Source organism: Streptomyces sp. NBC_00525 (assembly GCF_036346595.1).
In the GTDB taxonomy this organism is placed as follows: Bacteria; Actinomycetota; Actinomycetes; order Streptomycetales; family Streptomycetaceae; genus Streptomyces.
On the sequence record NZ_CP107834.1, the window covers coordinates 1,523,157 to 1,538,570 of the forward strand.

The window sequence follows — 15,414 nt, forward strand, 5'->3', positions numbered from 1 at the left end:
ACGGTGGGTGCCATGGAGATCTGGATCAATCCCGCGTGTTCGAAGTGCCGCGGCGCGATGGATTTGCTCGATGCGGAGGGGGCCGATTACACGGTCCGCCGCTATCTGGAGGATGTGCCCTCGCCGGACGAGATCCGGGCCGTGCTGGAGCGGCTCGGGCTCGAACCGTGGGACATCACGCGGACGGGGGAGGCGGCGGCGAAGGAGCTGGGTATCGCGGACTGGCCGCGTGAGGAGGGCGCGCGGGAGCGGTGGATCACGGCGCTCGCCGGGCATCCGAAGCTGATCCAGCGTCCGATCATCACGGCGGACGACGGCACGGCGGTCGTCGGCCGCTCGGAGGACGCGGTGCGGGACGCGCTGGGGCGCGGGGCGTCCTGACCGGCGGGGTGCCCGCCGGTTTCGCCCGGCCCCGCCCGCGCCGGACGCCCCGCCCGCCGTACTACCGTGCGGCTTGCGCCGACTCCTCGGCCCCGGCGAGGAGTTCCGTCAGGTGGAGGCCGAACCGTACGTCGCAGGGGTGGGCCTCGCCCGTGCGCGCCGAGGTGATCAGCGCGTCCACCGCCGCCGTGAACGCGTCCACCGCGCTGCCCCAGTCCGGCATGGTGGCGACGCCGTGCTCGCCCCGCAGGACGAACTCCACGCCGGCCGCGCCCTCCGGGGCGCCCAGGGCGAGCGTCACGGTGCTGGAGGCGCCGGAGGCGTGGCGCAGGACGAGGTTGTACACGTCGGCGGGGCCGCGGGCGGCGGTGAGCGCGGTGACGTCGCCGAGGAGCGGGATCAGGACGGAGAGGGCGTGCGGGCCGACGTCCCAGAGGCCGCCGCGCTCCCGGCGCCAGGGGGACGCGGCGTACGCGCTGTCGCTCCTGGGGTCCCAGAGCGCGCCGAGCCAGTCGGCGCGGGCGGTGAACCAGCCGCCGGTCGCGCTCTGTTCGGCGATCCAGGCGGCGGTGCGCGGGGCGAACCTGAGCGTGCAGAAGACGACGGAGGCCACGTCGGCCCTGGCGGCGGCCTCGGCCACCTCGCGGGCGCCGGCGGCCTCGGTGGCGACGGGCTTGTCCAGGAGCAGGTGGCAGCCGGCCGCGGCGGCGCGGGCCGCGAGGGGGGCCTGCACGTCCGGCGGCAGCGCGAAGGCGACGGCGTCGCTCGCGGCGAACAGTTCGTCGAGCCCGGCGTCACCGGAGTAGGCGGGTACGCCGTGCTCCCCGGCCAGTTCACCGGCGGCCTCCGCCCGCCTCCCCCACACTCCGCTGAACACGGTGCCGGGGTGGGCGGCGAGAGCGGGGGCGTGGGTGCTGCGTGCCCAGGGTCCGGTGCCGGCGAGGCCGATGCGCAGGGGGGTCTCGGGTGTCGTCATGGGGACAGTGTGCCGGGTGGGGACGGGGCGGCGGCGCGGCGGGGGGCACGGCGGAGGGTGCGGCGGGGGCTCGGTAACACGGGGTTCACACGAGGGCAACGGTCGGGAAATCGCGGCTTGCGAAGCTGCACCGCATAGACCGCAGCACCCGTAAAGGATGGCTTCCGTGACGTTCAAGGCTGAGTACATCTGGATCGACGGCACCGAGCCGACCGCCAAGCTCCGTTCGAAGACCAAGATCATGACCGGCGCCCCGTCGTCCGACGTGGCCGCGCTGCCGATCTGGGGCTTCGACGGGTCGAGCACCAACCAGGCCCAGGGGCATGCCTCGGACCGGGTGCTGAAGCCGGTCTTCCTGTGTCCGGACCCGATCCGGGGCGGCGACGACATCCTGGTGCTGTGCGAGGTCTTCGACATCGACATGACGCCGCACCCGTCCAACACCCGTGCCGAACTGCGGCCGGTCGCCGAGCGGTTCGCCGGGCAGGAGGCGATCTTCGGGATCGAGCAGGAGTACACCTTCTTCGACGGCCACCGGCCGCTCGGCTTCCCCGAGGGCGGCTTCCCGGCCGCGCAGGGCGGCTACTACTGCGGGGTCGGCTCGGACGAGATCTTCGGCCGCGAGATCGTCGAGAAGCACCTCGACAACTGCCTGAAGGCGGGCCTGGGCATCTCCGGCATCAACGCCGAGGTCATGCCCGGCCAGTGGGAGTTCCAGGTGGGTCCGCTGTCCCCGCTGGAGGTCTCCGACCAGCTGTGGATCGCCCGCTGGCTGCTCTACCGCACCGCCGAGGACTTCAACGTGTCCGCGACGCTGGACCCGAAGCCGGTCAAGGGCGACTGGAACGGCGCGGGCGCGCACACCAACTTCTCGACGAAGGCGATGCGTGAGGGCTACGACGCGATCATCACCGCCTGCGAGTCGCTGGGCGAGGGCTCGAAGCCGATGGACCACGTGAAGAACTACGGCGCCGGTATCGACGACCGGCTGACCGGTCTGCACGAGACCGCCCCGTGGAACGAGTACAGCTACGGGGTGTCCGACCGGGGCGCCTCGGTGCGCATCCCGTGGCAGGTCGAGCAGGACGGCAAGGGCTACATCGAGGACCGCCGCCCCAACGCCAACGTCGACCCGTACGTCGTCACGCGGCTGATCGTGGACACCTGCTGCGCCGCGCTGGAGAAGGCCGGCCAGGTCTGACCGGCCGCCGCGCCGTCGGAGGGCAACCACCGGGAGGCGTCCGCCGCGAGTCGCGCGGCGGGCGCCTCCCGCGCATGCGCGCCCGGCGCTGTCAGTGGGGTGTGCCAGGCTGGCGCCATGCTCGACATCAAGGTCGCGACCGAGAACCAGCACCCCCGTACGCGCGTCTCCGAGGAGGCGCTGAGCGCTCTGGTGCACCGCATCGGCGAACCGAGGGACCGCTTCCTGGTGGTCCAGCGGATACCCGACCTCCCCGGCACCTTCATCCAGGTGTGGCACGAGGCGGGCGGCGCCTACGAGTTGGAGCACCGTACGGGCTCGGCGTCGAGCCATGTCCGCGCCGTCCTCGACGATCCGGAGCGGGTCGCGGAGCTGATGACGCGCTGGGCGCGCCAGGAGCCGGGCTGGGACGGGGGCATGGTCTGGGAGAGCGCGGGGATACCGGAGCCGGACCCGGTGCCGGAGCTGCCCGCGGAGATCCGGGAGCAGTTGGAGGCGCGGGTCCGGGAGCTGCTGCGCGGCGGTTACGGGACGGTGTCCACGCTCACCGAGGCCGCCGAGGACTACCTGGTGAAGGACGGGGTGCGGCCGGTGACGCGGGCGCAGGCCAGACAGCTGGTGGAGCGGCTCTGGCTGGAGCGGGTGGCCGAGCAGCGGGGCTGGGAGGGCGAGACGGACCCGGAGCGGCTGGCGCGGGCGTTCGCCGCGCTGGACTGGGGCGGCATCACCGCTCGCGAGCATTTCACGTGCTGCCGTTCGTGCGGGACGAGCGAGATCCGGGAGGCCGGGCGCGAGGACGCCCGCGGTTTCGTCTTCTTCCACTTCCAGGGCACGGAGAGCGCCGCCGCCGGGCACGGGCTCTCGCTGTACTACGGCGGGTTCGACGGTTCCGGGGAGACGACCGCCGCCGTGGGCCGCGAGGTGGTGGCCGCGCTGGAGGAGGCGGGGCTGACCGCGGAGTGGGACGGTTCGCCGGACCGGGCGATCGGGCTGACGAACCTGGACTGGCGCAAGCGGCTGGTGGGTTAGGAGCCGGCGGAGGGGTGCCGGGTCGCGGGCGGAGGGGCGGGCCGGCGGCTGGGAGCGGTCTGCTGCGGGGCGGGGTTCTCTGCTTCAATGGGGGCATGGCCGGTTTCCCGCACACCTCGACAGGTCGCAGCGACCTGGAACCGTTCTGGCCGTCCCGTCAGCATCACGACTTCGACCGGGTGTGTTGTCGCGCGCCGAGCGCGTCGGCCCTCTAGAGCCCTCACCCGGTCTCGGGTCCGCGCGCGTACGCAGCAAGTCCGTCCGTTCGACGACTCCTCGCGCGAAAGAGCTGACCCCTCATGGCGAACAACCGTTCCTTCTCCGCTGCCGCCGTCCGCCCCTCCTCCCCCGCCCGGCACCGATTGCGTGCCGTCGCCCCCGACGAGGCCGTTCAGCAGGCCGATGTGTCCGCGCTGCTCGCGCCGGGCACGACCTGGCTGCCGGCGCCCCAGCACTCCCTGCCCAGTCTGCCGGGCCGGCCGCCGATGGTCGGCTATCTGGTGCTCGTGCCCGCCGACCAGCAGCCCGCCTTCGCCGCTGCCGCCGCCCGGTACGCGGTTCCGGGGCACTCGGTGGAGGCGGCGGGTCCGGGCCCGGCGGGTTCCGGCGCGGCGGGCGCGGGGCCGGTGGCCATCGACCCGGTGCGCCGCGCCGCGTCGGTGCAGGGGCGGCCGCTCGACCTCACGTACCTGGAGTTCGAGCTGCTGGCCCATCTGGTGGCCCACCCCCACCGTGTCCACACCCGCGACCAGCTGGTGACGACGGTCTGGGGCTACGGGCACGTGGGCGACGGCCGCACCGTGGACGTGCACATCGCCCGGCTGCGCCGCAAGCTGGGCGCCGAGCACCGCCGTTCGATCCAGACGGTGCGCCGGGTCGGGTACAAGTACGCGCCCTGACGGACTGCGCACGGGGGCGGGCCCCGGTCCCGGTATCCGCTACCGGGGCCGGGGCCCGTCCTCGTACCGTCCCGGTCAGCGCATTCCCGGCCCGACCGGGGTGGCGGCGGCGACGGGCTCCGGCTCGCTGTGGTCCAGGCTGGGGAGCCGGCCGAGGCCGCGCGGGGTGCGCCAGTTGCGCTCGCCGAGCAGTGCCATCACGGAGGGCAGCAGCACCATCCGTACGACCGTGGCGTCAAGGAGCACCGCGACGGCCAGGCCGACGCCCATCTGCTGCATGTCCTGCATGGACAGGGTCGCGAAGACGGAGAACACCGCCACCATGATCACGGCCGCGCCGGTCACCGCGCCGGCCGTGGCGCGGATGCCCTCGTCGATCGCGGGCCGGGTGGCGAGGCCCCGGCCGCGGGCCTCGCGGATACGGGAGACCACGAAGACGTGGTAGTCCATCGAGAGGCCGAAGAGGACGACGAGGACGAACAGCGGCATCCAGGACTCGACCGCGCCGACGCCCTCCGAGCCGATGAGCCCGGCGCCCCAGCCGTGCTGGAAGACCGCGGTCATCACGCCGTAGGCGGCGCCCACCGACAGCAGGTTGAGCAGGATCGACGTCACGGCGATGACGTAGGAGCGGAAGCAGAACAGCATCAGGAGGAACGTCACGGCGGTGATGAAGAGGAAGACGGGGGCGATGCCGCGCTTGAGCTGGTCGTTGAAGTCGACGGACGTGGCGACCTCGCCGGTGACGTAGGCGCGGGCGCCTGTTCCGTCGAAGGCGGCGGACAGCCGGTCCTCGCGCAGGTCGGTGAGGCCCTGCTCGCCGCCGGGGAGCGGCACCTCGAACTCGGCGACGTTCTTCGCCCGGTGGACGGTGACGTCGTCGAAGCCGGCGAGGGCCTCGCGTACGGCGGGGGCGGTGATGTCGTCGGCCTCGACGACGACGTGGGCCGGGGCGGGGCCGCCGGGGAAGGTCTCGCTGATCTGGCGGTAGGCGACGGACAGCGCGGAGTCGGAGCCGAACTGCTTCTCCAGGCCCAGGGATTCGGTCTTCATGCCGACGGCGGGCGCGGCGAGGACCAGCAGGACGGCGACGGAGGCGGCGGCGAAGAGCTTCGGCCGGTTCAGGACGGGGCGCAGCACCCGGCCCGCGAAGCCGCCGCTCTGCTTGCGGCCGCGCTTGCCACGCCGGTTCAGCAGGGGCACCCGGCCGGCCTCGATGCGGTCGCCGAGCCAGGAGAGCAGGGCGGGCAGCACGGTGACGGAGCCCAGCATGGCGATGAACACGACGGTGATGGTGGCCAGCGCGAAGCCCTTGAAGAGCATCAGGCCGGACAGGAACATGCCGGCCATGGCGACCATGACGGTGAGCCCGGAGACGAGGACGGCGCGGCCGCTGGTGGCGGCGGCGATGCGCAGGGCGGTCTCGGCGTCGCGTCCGGCGGCCCGTTCGTCGCGTTCGCGGCGCAGGTAGAACAGGCAGTAGTCGACGCCGACGGCGAAGCCCATCAGGAACATCACGGAGTACGTGGTCTGGAAGAGGTGCAGCTGGTGGCTGGCGAGGGAGAGCAGTCCGAAGGCGGCCATGCAGGCGGTGAGGGCGAGGCCCACGGGCAGCAGGGCGGCGACGACGGCGCCGAAGGCGACCAGCAGGATGCCGAGGGCCAGCGGTACGGCGGTGAACTCGGCCTTCTTGAAGTCGTCGGAGAGCAGGTCGCCGAGCCATTTGCCGGCGCTGGCGTCGCCGAACTGGCTGACGGTGACGCCGGAGTGCTTCTCCTGGACCCCGGCGACGGCGTCCAGCACGGGCTGGACGCGGTCGGCCGCGGTGTCGGGGTCGCCCTTCATCTCGAAGGTGATCAGCGCATCCTTGCGGTCCTCGGAGGGGACCGGGTCCGCGAGACCGGTGACCTCGCCGGTGTCCTCGACGGCGGTGGCGAGTTCGCGGGCGGCGGCCTTCCAGCCGTCCGGTTCGGCGGACGACACCATGACGAGTTCGCCGGCCCGGTGGGCGAGTCCGGCGTCGGCGAGGATCTGTTCGGCGCGGGCCGAGTCCCCGGCGGTGTTCTCCGCGTTGGTCATCTCGACCATGCCCGAGGCGCCGCCGATGCCCGCGGCGAGTACGACGAAGAGCAGCCAGCCGAGAATGGCCGTCTTGCGGTGGTGTGCGCTCCACACACCGATGCGTGCCGCCAGGTTACGCCTCATGGCGTGTTCGCCCCCTGTTGATGGAAGTTGATGGAAGTCCGTCGATGTGCCTTCGAATCTAGGGAGGCGCCGAGATCCGCCCCAGCCGGTGAAACCCCCGGTCGCACGGCACATAGGGCGAGGTGGCGGGGGTGGTGCTGGGTACACCCCCACCGGGTGGGGAACCGGCTGGGACCCGCGGGGTGCGGCGGGTGAGACTGTCTGCGACACGGGGCCGGTACGAGGGCCCGGCGAGGGGAAGAGGAACCGGGATGGACGCGATACGGGGACGGATCGGGTCGGCGCTGCTGGCCGCGTGGCGCGGGCTGCTGATGTCGTTCGCGGCGCTCGTCGGGTCGTGCGCGCTGTTCTCGCTGGCGCTGGTCTCGATCGCCATGATTCCGCTGGGCATCGGCCTGCTGACCACGCCGTACCTCCTGGAGGCGGTCCGCAGGCACGCCAATCAGCGCCGGCTGCTTGCGGCCACCTGGTCGGACGTGCGCATCCCGGTCCCGTACCGGCCGTTCCCGAAGGATCTGCGCGGCGGGTTCCTCGGGCAGGTGGAGCGGACGACGCTGATGCTGAAGGACCCGGCGACCTGGCGGGACATGCGGTGGATGCTCGTCGACATGACGGCCGGCTACACGGTGGCCGTGTTCGGGGCGGCGCTGCTGCTCTACCCGGTGGAGGGTCTCGTGCTGGCGGCCGGTCTGTGGCGGGTCTTCACGGACGACCGGTACTGGTACGCGTTCGTGCCGGTGGACAGCCAGGCGACGGGGCTGATGGCGGCGGCGCTGGGTGTGGCGATCTTCGCGGTGGGCGTGCTGCTGAGCGAGCGGCTGCTGCGGGCGCACTTCGTGCTGGCCCGCGCCTCGCTGGCCCCCACCGAGAAGCAGGAGCTGGCGCTGCGCATCGACCGGTTGACGGAGACGCGGCACGAGGCGGTGGACACGGCCGCGTCCGAGCTGCGGCGCATCGAGCGGGATCTGCACGACGGGGCGCAGGCGCGGCTGGTGGCGATGGGGATGAACCTGGGCACCATCGAGGCGCTGATCGAGAAGGACCCGGCGCAGGCGAAGAAGCTCCTGTCGATGGCCCGTGAGTCGTCGGCGGAGGCGCTGACGGAGCTGCGCGACCTGGTCCGGGGCATCCACCCGCCGGTTCTCGCGGAGCGCGGGCTGGGCGACGCGGTGAAGGCGCTGGCGCTGCGGCTGCCGATCGCGTGCGACGTGGACGTGGAGCTGGCCGGGCGGGCGGAGGCGCCGGTCGAGTCGGCGGCGTACTTCGCGATCAGCGAGGCGCTGACGAACGCGGCGAAGCACTCGGGCGCGGAGCGGATCTGGGTGGACCTGCGCCACGGCGAGGGGGCGCTCAGGTTCTCGGTCACGGACGACGGCCGGGGCGGTGCGACGGTCGGCGGGGGTTCGGGGCTGAGCGGTATCGAACGCAGGCTCGGTACATTCGACGGCGTCATGGCCGTCAGCAGCCCGGCGGGCGGCCCCACCATGGTGACCATGGAGATCCCTTGCGAGTTGTCCTAGCCGAAGACCTCTTCCTGCTGCGCGACGGTCTGGTCCGGATGCTGGAGGCGTACGACTTCGAGATCGCGGCCGCGGTCGAGACCGGGCCGGAACTGTCCAAGGCCCTTGCCGAGCTGGAGCCGGACGTCGCCGTCGTCGACGTCCGGCTCCCGCCGTCGCACACGGACGAGGGGCTGCAGTGCGCGCTGGCGGCCCGGCGGGCGCGGCCCGGACTGCCGGTGCTCGTCCTCTCGCAGCACGTCGAGCAGTTGTACGCGCGCGAGTTGCTGGCGGACGGCAACGGCGGCATCGGCTATCTGCTCAAGGACCGGGTCTTCGACGCGGACCAGTTCATCGACGCGGTGCGCCGGGTCGCGGCCGGCGGTACGGCGATGGACCCGCAGGTCATCTCGCAGCTGCTGACCCGGCGTTCGCAGGACAAGCCGATGGTCGGGCTGACCCCGCGCGAGCGGGAGGTCATGGAGCTGATGGCGCAGGGCCGGTCGAACGCGGCGATCGCCTCGCAGATGGTGATCACGGAGCGGGCGGTGGCCAAGCACACCTCGAACATCTTCGGAAAGCTGGGCCTGCCGCCGTCCGACGACGACAACCGCCGCGTGCTGGCCGTGCTGGCCTATCTGGACCGGGGCTAGGGCCTGTCCGGCGGATCTTCGCGGGACACGCACCAGCGCGTCCTCAGCCGTTGAACCAGGACGCCACGTCGAGCCGGAACGCGCCGTCCGGGGCCATGGTGCGCAGGTCGTCCTCCAGGGCGCGGACCCGGTCCGCGCCCAGGGCCAGGACCCACTCGGCGCGCAGCCGGTCGAAGCCCGCCGCCGACCGCGCCAGCACGTCCGTGCCCCGCGCGGTCAGCCGGACCAGCTTGCGGCGCCCGTCGTCCGGGTCGTCGGCGCGCTCCACGTAGCCCAGGCCCTCCAGCCGGTCGACGGTCTTGCCCGCGGCCTGCTTGGAGACGCCGAGGCGGCGGCCGATCTCGCTGGCGGTCGCCCCGCGCAGGCCCACGGCCTGGAGGGCGTAGCCGTACGCGGGCCGCATGTCGGGGTGGCCCTCCTCGGCCAGTTCGCGGTGGAGCGCGTCGATCACCGACCGGAAGCCCGCGAACAACAGCAGCGGCAGCTCGAAGCCCCGGCCCTCCCCGCCGGGCCCCTCCCCGCCGGGGTGCGCCCCGGCGTGCCCGCCCGGAGCCTCAGCCATTGCGAAACCCGACAACCTGGTTTACGTTTTCGACAATCACGTTGTCGAGTTTACCCGAGAGGCCCCGCCATGCCCGCGACCGCCTTCCCCGACCACACCCACGCGTCCGCCCCCGCCGCCGCCCGCCCCGCCCTGGCCGCCATCGAGGGCAAGCAGGGCTTCCTGCCGTCGGCCGCCGCCCGGATGGCCACCTCGCCCGAGGTGCTGGGCGGCTTCCTGAAGATGAACGCCCTCTTCGAGTCCACCACCCTGGATCGGCTCTCCCGCGAAGTGCTGAGCATGACCATGGCCACCCGGAACGGCTGCCACATCTGCGTGGCGATGCACACCGGGATACTCACCGCCCTGGACGCCGACCCCGACCTGATCGCCGCCCTGCGCGAGGCCGCCCCGCTCGGCGACGAACGGCTGGAGGCCCTGCGGCGGTTCGTCCTCGCGGTCCTCGCGACGAACGGAGCGGTGGGCGAGGAGGCGCTCGACGCGTTCACGGCACACGGCTACACCGCGCGCAACGCGCTGGAGGTGACCCTCGGCATCGCCACCTACACCCTGTCCACGCTGGCCAACCGGATGACGGGCGCGCCGGTGGACGGACCACTGACCCGGTTCGCCTGACCGCCTCGGGACGACCGCTCCGGGGCCCCCGGAGTGACCATCGCATCATTCGCTCGTTCAGCTGACTGTGCGCCCATCGTCAGAGCCACCGGCAGCCCTCACCCCGCCCGGCGCGGAGCAGGCCGAGGCCGCGCTGATCGAGCACTATCCGCGTCTGGTGCGGATCGGCTACCTCCTGCTGCCGCCCTCGCCGGGCCGCGGCCGGCGCGTCCTCGCCGCCCACGCCCTCGCCCAGCGCTCCCTCCAGGCGGCGCACCGGGCCGGCGCCGCCACCGTCCCGCTCCCCCGCCGCCCCGGCCGCGACGAAGCCGCCGACCCCGGCTACGCCTTCGTACGCCACCAGGTGCTGCGCCGGGCCCTGGCCGCGCGCCGCATCCCCCGGCTGCCGCCCCCGCTGCCCACGGCCTGGGGGCTGCGCCTGCTCCCGCATCCCGGCGGCGCCGGTGAACTCGCCCTGGAACGCGAACTGGCCGCGCTCGGCCCGCCCGCCCGCGCCGCCTTCGTACTGCGCGGCCTCGACGGGCTCACGGACGGGGAGATCCGGCGGGAGCTGGCCGCAGCCGGGGTGAGCGATCCGCACGCCGCGCTGGTCGAGGCGGACGGGGTGCGGGCCGGCCACGCGCTGCTGGGGTCACCGGAGTTCGACCCCTGCTCGCTCCAGGCCCGGCCGCCCGATCTGCCGCGCCGCCGCCGCAGGGCCAGGGCCGCCTGCGCGGCCGTCGCCGCGCTGCTGGTGTGCGGGGCGCTCGTCGGGCTGCCCGGCGGCGGCTGGGGGCACCGCGCGCCGTCCGCCCCGCCGTACGCGCGCAATCCGGCGGCCGAAGCGGCTCTGGACCCGGCCGCGCTGCGCCGCGTACCGGCGGGGTACTGGCAGCGGGCGCCGCGCCGGGACTTCACCGTCTGGCCCGCGCGCGGCGCCCGCACCGGGGACGCCCGGCTGCTGCGGCGGGCCCTGCGGACGTGGGCCGGGCCGGGCGCCGGGGTGCGCACGTCGGCGACGCCGGGCACCCCGGTGGGCCCGCCGATGGGGCCGCCGCAACTGCTGTACGCGGGCGAGGTGGGCGGCTCCGCGGTGGTGCTGTTCCACGACGGGCTGCGCGTCGTGCGGTACGCCGAGCCGGGCGACGCCGGCCGGGGCCGGGGCGCCGCCCTCGACTTCGCCCGCGTGGACGGGGCCGACGCGGCGTCGTCGGGCGCCCTGGTGGTGGCCCGTACCGACGACGGGGTGCGCTATCTGACGGCACCCTGGGTGCGGGCGGTCCGGGTGCGGGACCTGCTGGCGCCGGAGAGGGCGGCGCGGGCGGTGCCGCGCTCCCCGGACGGGGTGACGGGCGCGCTGGCCGACCCGGCCGCGGCGACCGGCTGCCGGTCCTGGGAGGCCGTCGAACTGACCGGACCCGCGGGCGCGCCGGTGCGGCTGGTCACGGACCTGGGCGAACCGGCCCCGGCCCGGCTGACCTCGGGCGCCCCCGGCGCGCCGCACGACGTCACCGGGCGGGCCGCGCGGGAGAGCTGGGCGCGCGCCGCGTGCCTGCTCCGGGAGGCCCGGTCGCACGGCGTGCGCGCGGTCAACGCCTGGACGTACGCCCGGCAGCCGCTGCCCGAGGACGGTGGCACGGCGCGCTGGCTGTGCACCCGCGCGGAGACCTGGCGGGGCGCGGGCAGCCGGGTCGTCGCCCAGTTCCAGGACCCGTCCGAACGGGCCCCGGTTCCGGGCACGGTGGCGGCCCGCGCCGAGGACTCCCCCGCCTGCGGGGTGCGCGCCCCGCGCGTCCTGGCGGGCGTGCTGTGGCAGTCGCCGGGCGGCCGGTGGTACGTACTGGCGGCGGGCAGCGAGGAGTTCGCGTCGCTGTCCACCTCGGGCGGGGTGACGGGCGAGGTGCGGGGGCGGCTGCTCGCGGTGCCCGCCGAGGAGGGCGACCGGCCCCGGCTGCACGGCCGGCTGGAGGACGGCGGCCGGGTGGACGCGCTGCACTGAACCGCAGGTCCGGGCCGGTCCGTTCGCCCGGGGAGCGAGGGGCCCGGTTCGCCGCGCCGGACCCACCGGTCGGTACGCTGGGGGCATGACGACCGGGGTGCGGCGCAGGATGGGCGTCGAGGAGCGCAGGCAGCAGCTGATCGGCGTCGCGCTGGAGTTGTTCAGCCGCCGCTCGCCCGACGAGGTGTCGATCGACGAGATCGCGGCGGCCGCCGGCATCTCCCGGCCGCTGGTCTACCACTACTTCCCGGGCAAGCAGAGCCTGTACGAGGCGGCGCTGGGCCGGGCGGCCGACGAGCTGGCGGCCAGGTTCCTGGAGCCGCGCGAAGGGCCGCTGGGCGCCCGCCTGCTGCGGGTGATGGGCCGGTTCTTCGACTTCGTGGAGGAGCACGGGCCCGGTTTCGCGGCGCTGATGCGGGGCGGCCCGGCCGTGGGCTCCTCCACGGCGAACGCCATGATCGACGGGGTGCGCCAGGCGGCCTGCGCGCAGATCCTGGCCCATCTGGACGTGGCCGCTCCGCCGGCCCGGCTGGAGCTGGTCGTCCGTTCCTGGGTGTCGCTCGCCGAGTCCACGGCGCTGCTCTGGCTGGACGGCCGGCGGGTGCCCCGGGCGGAGCTGGAGCTGCAACTCGTGCACGACTTCGCCGCGCTGGCCGCCGTGAGCGCGGCGTACGACGAGGAGATGGCGGGCATCGTGCTGCGGGTGCTGGCGGAGGAGCCGGCGGACGGCCCCTTCGGCGACCTGCTGAGCCGGCTCTCCGCCCTGGCCCCGGCCGTCCCGGCGGTCCCGGCCCAGCGGCTGCCGTAACGGCCCCGGACCGCGCGGCGCGGCGGGGCCGGTCCCCGTGCGGTCAGGCCTTGCGGTAGGAGGCGTCCAGGTCGCGGGCCTCGGCCGACAGGTGCAGGGCCGGGCCCGCGACGGCGCGGAGGTGGCCGGTCAGCAGTTCCAGGACGGCTGCGGTGAGCCGGGCCTTGATCTCCGGAGTGCGGCCGGGCAGCAGCGAGATGTCGACATGGACGAGCACATCGCCGGCCGGGGCGTCCGCCACCACGGTCTCCGCGGTCCGGCGGAAGCGGGTCTTGCAGGCGGCGACCTTGGTGTCGACGGTCTCGGCGACCAGCGGGTGCAGGGCGAGGGCGAAGGCGGGGCGGTCGAAGACCTCGTCGAGTTCGGCGGAGTAGTCGACGGTGATCTGCGGCATGGCGGTCTCCAGGGCGGTCGGGCGGTGGACGGACGCCGGCCAGCCTTCCCCGTACCCGCGAGCGCGCACAACAGGGCTCCACCATGTGGGCGCGGGGGCCGCCCCACCGGCACTGCGGCACCGGCTGCTACGTCAGCAGTTCTCCGTGCAGGGCGAGGGCCAGGCCCGCCTCCGCGCTGTCGGAGCGGCCCTGTTCGAAGGCGCGCCGGTAGGCCGCGTCGCCCACGGCCTCGCGGGCGCGCCGCTCGCAGGCCTCGCGGACCGGGCCCAGTTCGGGGGTGCCGCGCTGGGGGTGGCCGACCATGCGCCAGTAGACCTGTCCGGTGCCGTAGACCCGGGCGGCCCTGGCCCCTTCGCCCTGGGCGGCGATGGCGGCGGCCAGTACGTCCAGGCCGAGGGCGATGCCGAAGCGGTCGCGGAGCCGGTGCTTGCCGGCGAGCATGGCCCGCGCGTGCGCGGCGGCGGGGGCGGCGCGGCCCTGGAGCAGGGCGATCAGGGCCAGTTGGTAGTCCACGTAGGAGCGGGTCCAGCACTCGTCCTGGGCCTCGCAGGCGGCGCGCAGCACGACGGCGGCCGACGCCGCCTCCTCCAGCCGGCCGAGTCCGGTGAGGGCGAAGACGGTGATGAGGTGGCAGCGCAGCCGGTAGGCGGCTTCGAGCCGGCTGCCGGAGCCGGTGGCGTGCAGCACCCGCTGGGCCTCACGCAGCCCCTTCTCGGGCTCGCCGGTCATCAGATGGGTGAGCCCGCGCAGATAGGCGGCGGCGAGGACGCCCTCGTCGGTGCCGTCCGCCGCGGCCGACCGTACGCACTCCTCGCCGATCCGTTCGGCGGCCGGGTAGTCGCCCTGGAGCAGGACGCAGATGCCGAGGACCCACAGGACGCGGGTGCGGTGGGGGCCGCCGGCCGGTCCGGAGTCCAGGGCGCGCTGGGCGTAGCCGCGGGTCTGCGGCAGATGGCCGCAGCAGCACCAGAAGAAGCCGATGCGGCCGGCCATCTCCTGGGCGGCGGCCGGGTCGTGGGCGAGGAGGTGGTCGAGGGCGGCGCACAGGTCGGCGTGCGCGTCGGCGATGCGGTGGTACCAGAGGATCTGGTCGTCGCCGGTCCAGCCCGCGTGGGCGTTGCGGGCGAGGCGGAGGAAGCAGGCGGCGTGCCGGTCGGCGGCGGAGCGTTCCTCGCCGAGTTCGGCGAGCCACATCCGGCCGTACTCGCGCAGTGTGTCGAGCATGCGGTGGCGGGTGCCGTCGCGGGTGATGACGGACTTGGCGGTCAGGCCGCGCAGGGCGGTGCGCACGCCGTCCTCGCCGAGCGGGCCGCCGGCGCAGACGGCGACGGCGGTGGCCTCGTCGAAGTCGCCGCGCAGGACGGTCAGCCGGGCCCACAGCAGCCGTTCCAGCGGGGTGCACAGTTCGTGGGACCAGCCGATGGTGGTGCGCAGGGTGCGGTGGCGGACGGGGCGCAGGCTCGCGTCGGCGAAGACGTCGAGGCGGGAACCGAGGCGGTGGGCGATCTCCTGGACGCTCTGCCGGCCGACCGCGGCGGCGGCGAGTTCGATGGCGAGCGGGATGCCTTCGAGGCGGCGGCAGATGTCGGCGGCGGCCTCGGCGGTGCCGGGTTCGCGGAACGGGGTGGCGGGGGCGGCGGCCGTGGCCCGTTCCCGGAAGAGGGTGAGGGCGTCGGCGGCGCCGTCCACGGGCAGCGGGTCGACCTCGACGAGCTGTTCGCCGCGCAGGTCGAGGGGCTGGCGGCTGGTGGCCAGGACGGTGAGGCCGGGCGAGGTGGTGAGGATCTCGCCGAGGAGGTGGGCGCAGGCGGGGCGCAGGTGTTCGCAGGAGTCCAGGACGAGCAGGAGCTGCTTGTCGGCGAGCCATTCGCACAGCACGTCCATGGGGTTGCGCAGGGTGTGGTCGCTGAGGCCGACCGCGTCGGAGACGGTGGCGAGGAGCAGTTCGTCGTCGTGCAGGGGGGCGAGGTCGGCCCACCACACGCCGTCGCGGTAGGAGGTCGCGGCGCGGCGGGCGGCGCGCAGGGCGAGCCGGGTCTTGCCGACTCCTCCGGTGCCGGTGAGGGTGGTCAGCCGGCCGGTGGCGAGGGCGTGTTCGAGACCGGTCAGCTCGGCCGTCCGTCCGACAAAGCTGGTGGTCTCCTCGGGGATGTTGCTGACCATCGTCACCGTCGCTGCACAGGTGGGTCGGCCGGTCCCGGCCCCCGCGTCCG

14 protein-coding genes are annotated in these 15,414 nt (G+C 74.5%); 9 read left to right on the forward strand and 5 right to left on the reverse strand.

Annotation, left to right across the window (positions count from 1 at the left end; translation table 11 throughout):
* The first annotated feature begins 12 nt into the window (after positions 1-12).
* Positions 13-381 carry an arsenate reductase family protein gene (locus tag OG710_RS06765; protein ID WP_111332373.1) on the forward strand — a complete coding sequence of 123 codons (369 nt, stop codon included), beginning with the start codon at positions 13-15 and terminating at the stop codon, positions 379-381.
* A gap of 61 nt (positions 382-442) precedes the next feature.
* Here the strand turns inward: OG710_RS06765 and OG710_RS06770 are convergent, their stop codons facing one another.
* Positions 443-1,357 carry a Gfo/Idh/MocA family protein gene (locus tag OG710_RS06770; RefSeq protein WP_330238503.1) on the reverse strand — a complete coding sequence of 305 codons (915 nt, stop codon included), beginning with the start codon at positions 1,355-1,357 and terminating at the stop codon, positions 443-445.
* 166 nt (positions 1,358-1,523) lie between these two features.
* On the opposite strand from OG710_RS06770, the gene glnII reads away from it, so the two are divergent.
* From glnII to OG710_RS06785, 3 genes are all read left to right on the forward strand, one after another.
* Positions 1,524-2,558: a glutamine synthetase gene (gene glnII / locus OG710_RS06775; protein WP_330238504.1), complete on the forward strand. Its 1,035-nt coding sequence runs from the start codon at positions 1,524-1,526 to the stop codon at positions 2,556-2,558.
* 117 nt (positions 2,559-2,675) lie between these two features.
* Complete coding sequence (locus tag OG710_RS06780) at positions 2,676-3,587, forward strand: DUF6891 domain-containing protein (protein WP_330238505.1); 912 nt, start codon at positions 2,676-2,678, stop codon at positions 3,585-3,587.
* Between the two features lie 299 nt (positions 3,588-3,886).
* Positions 3,887-4,486 (forward strand): winged helix-turn-helix domain-containing protein, encoded by a 600-nt coding sequence (locus OG710_RS06785; RefSeq protein WP_330238506.1) that lies wholly within the window; start codon positions 3,887-3,889, stop codon positions 4,484-4,486.
* Positions 4,487-4,561: 75 nt separating this feature from the next.
* Here OG710_RS06785 and OG710_RS06790 read toward each other — a convergent pair whose 3' ends face one another.
* Complete coding sequence (locus tag OG710_RS06790) at positions 4,562-6,691, reverse strand: MMPL family transporter (RefSeq protein WP_330238507.1); 2,130 nt, start codon at positions 6,689-6,691, stop codon at positions 4,562-4,564.
* A 251-nt stretch (positions 6,692-6,942) separates the two neighbouring features.
* Between OG710_RS06790 and OG710_RS06795 the strand changes: the two genes are divergently transcribed.
* The gene (locus OG710_RS06795) at positions 6,943-8,211 is read left to right on the forward strand and encodes a sensor histidine kinase (RefSeq protein WP_330238508.1); all 1,269 of its coding nucleotides are present in this window, start codon (positions 6,943-6,945) and stop codon (positions 8,209-8,211) included.
* The gene (locus tag OG710_RS06800; protein ID WP_330238509.1) at positions 8,196-8,843 is read left to right on the forward strand and encodes a response regulator transcription factor; all 648 of its coding nucleotides are present in this window, start codon (positions 8,196-8,198) and stop codon (positions 8,841-8,843) included. The genes OG710_RS06795 and OG710_RS06800 overlap by 16 nt, the downstream gene beginning before the upstream one ends.
* A gap of 43 nt (positions 8,844-8,886) precedes the next feature.
* Here OG710_RS06800 and OG710_RS06805 read toward each other — a convergent pair whose 3' ends face one another.
* Entirely contained in the window at positions 8,887-9,405 is a 519-nt protein-coding gene (locus tag OG710_RS06805) for a MarR family winged helix-turn-helix transcriptional regulator (RefSeq protein WP_330238510.1), read from the reverse strand.
* Between the two features lie 69 nt (positions 9,406-9,474).
* Here OG710_RS06805 and OG710_RS06810 point away from each other — a divergent pair, with 69 nt between their 5' ends.
* The 3 genes from OG710_RS06810 (at position 9,475) to OG710_RS06820 (ending at position 12,806) form a co-directional block, all read left to right on the forward strand.
* Positions 9,475-10,020 (forward strand): carboxymuconolactone decarboxylase family protein, encoded by a 546-nt coding sequence (locus OG710_RS06810; RefSeq protein WP_330238511.1) that lies wholly within the window; start codon positions 9,475-9,477, stop codon positions 10,018-10,020.
* Between the two features lie 67 nt (positions 10,021-10,087).
* Positions 10,088-11,998, forward strand: a complete 1,911-nt coding sequence (locus OG710_RS06815) for a hypothetical protein (RefSeq protein WP_330238512.1) — start codon at positions 10,088-10,090, stop codon at positions 11,996-11,998.
* 85 nt (positions 11,999-12,083) lie between these two features.
* Positions 12,084-12,806, forward strand: coding sequence for a TetR/AcrR family transcriptional regulator (locus OG710_RS06820; RefSeq protein WP_330238513.1), 723 nt, complete (start codon positions 12,084-12,086; stop codon positions 12,804-12,806).
* Between the two features lie 43 nt (positions 12,807-12,849).
* On the opposite strand, the gene OG710_RS06825 is transcribed toward OG710_RS06820, so the two are convergent.
* Together OG710_RS06825 and OG710_RS06830 are read right to left on the reverse strand one after the other, a co-directional pair.
* A complete protein-coding gene (locus OG710_RS06825) occupies positions 12,850-13,200 on the reverse strand; it encodes a 5-carboxymethyl-2-hydroxymuconate Delta-isomerase (protein WP_330242174.1) in 351 nt (116 codons plus the stop codon).
* A gap of 127 nt (positions 13,201-13,327) precedes the next feature.
* Entirely contained in the window at positions 13,328-15,364 is a 2,037-nt protein-coding gene (locus OG710_RS06830) for an ATP-binding protein (protein ID WP_330238514.1), read from the reverse strand.
* Positions 15,365-15,414 lie beyond the last annotated feature (50 nt).

Excerpts from the sequence above, each read along its gene's own strand:
- OG710_RS06790 (WP_330238507.1), bottom strand. The coding sequence starts at position 6,691 with ATGAGGCGTAACCTGGCGGCACGCATCGGTGTGTGGAGCGCACACCAC.
- OG710_RS06785 (WP_330238506.1), top strand. The coding sequence starts at position 3,887 with ATGGCGAACAACCGTTCCTTCTCCGCTGCCGCCGTCCGCCCCTCCTCC.
- OG710_RS06810 (WP_330238511.1), top strand. The coding sequence starts at position 9,475 with ATGCCCGCGACCGCCTTCCCCGACCACACCCACGCGTCCGCCCCCGCC.
- OG710_RS06830 (WP_330238514.1), bottom strand. The coding sequence starts at position 15,364 with ATGGTCAGCAACATCCCCGAGGAGACCACCAGCTTTGTCGGACGGACG.
- OG710_RS06770 (WP_330238503.1), bottom strand. The coding sequence starts at position 1,357 with ATGACGACACCCGAGACCCCCCTGCGCATCGGCCTCGCCGGCACCGGA.
- OG710_RS06795 (WP_330238508.1), top strand. The coding sequence starts at position 6,943 with ATGGACGCGATACGGGGACGGATCGGGTCGGCGCTGCTGGCCGCGTGG.
- OG710_RS06765 (WP_111332373.1), top strand. The coding sequence starts at position 13 with ATGGAGATCTGGATCAATCCCGCGTGTTCGAAGTGCCGCGGCGCGATG.
- OG710_RS06825 (WP_330242174.1), bottom strand. The coding sequence starts at position 13,200 with ATGCCGCAGATCACCGTCGACTACTCCGCCGAACTCGACGAGGTCTTC.
- OG710_RS06780 (WP_330238505.1), top strand. The coding sequence starts at position 2,676 with ATGCTCGACATCAAGGTCGCGACCGAGAACCAGCACCCCCGTACGCGC.
- OG710_RS06805 (WP_330238510.1), bottom strand. The coding sequence starts at position 9,405 with ATGGCTGAGGCTCCGGGCGGGCACGCCGGGGCGCACCCCGGCGGGGAG.
- OG710_RS06820 (WP_330238513.1), top strand. The coding sequence starts at position 12,084 with ATGACGACCGGGGTGCGGCGCAGGATGGGCGTCGAGGAGCGCAGGCAG.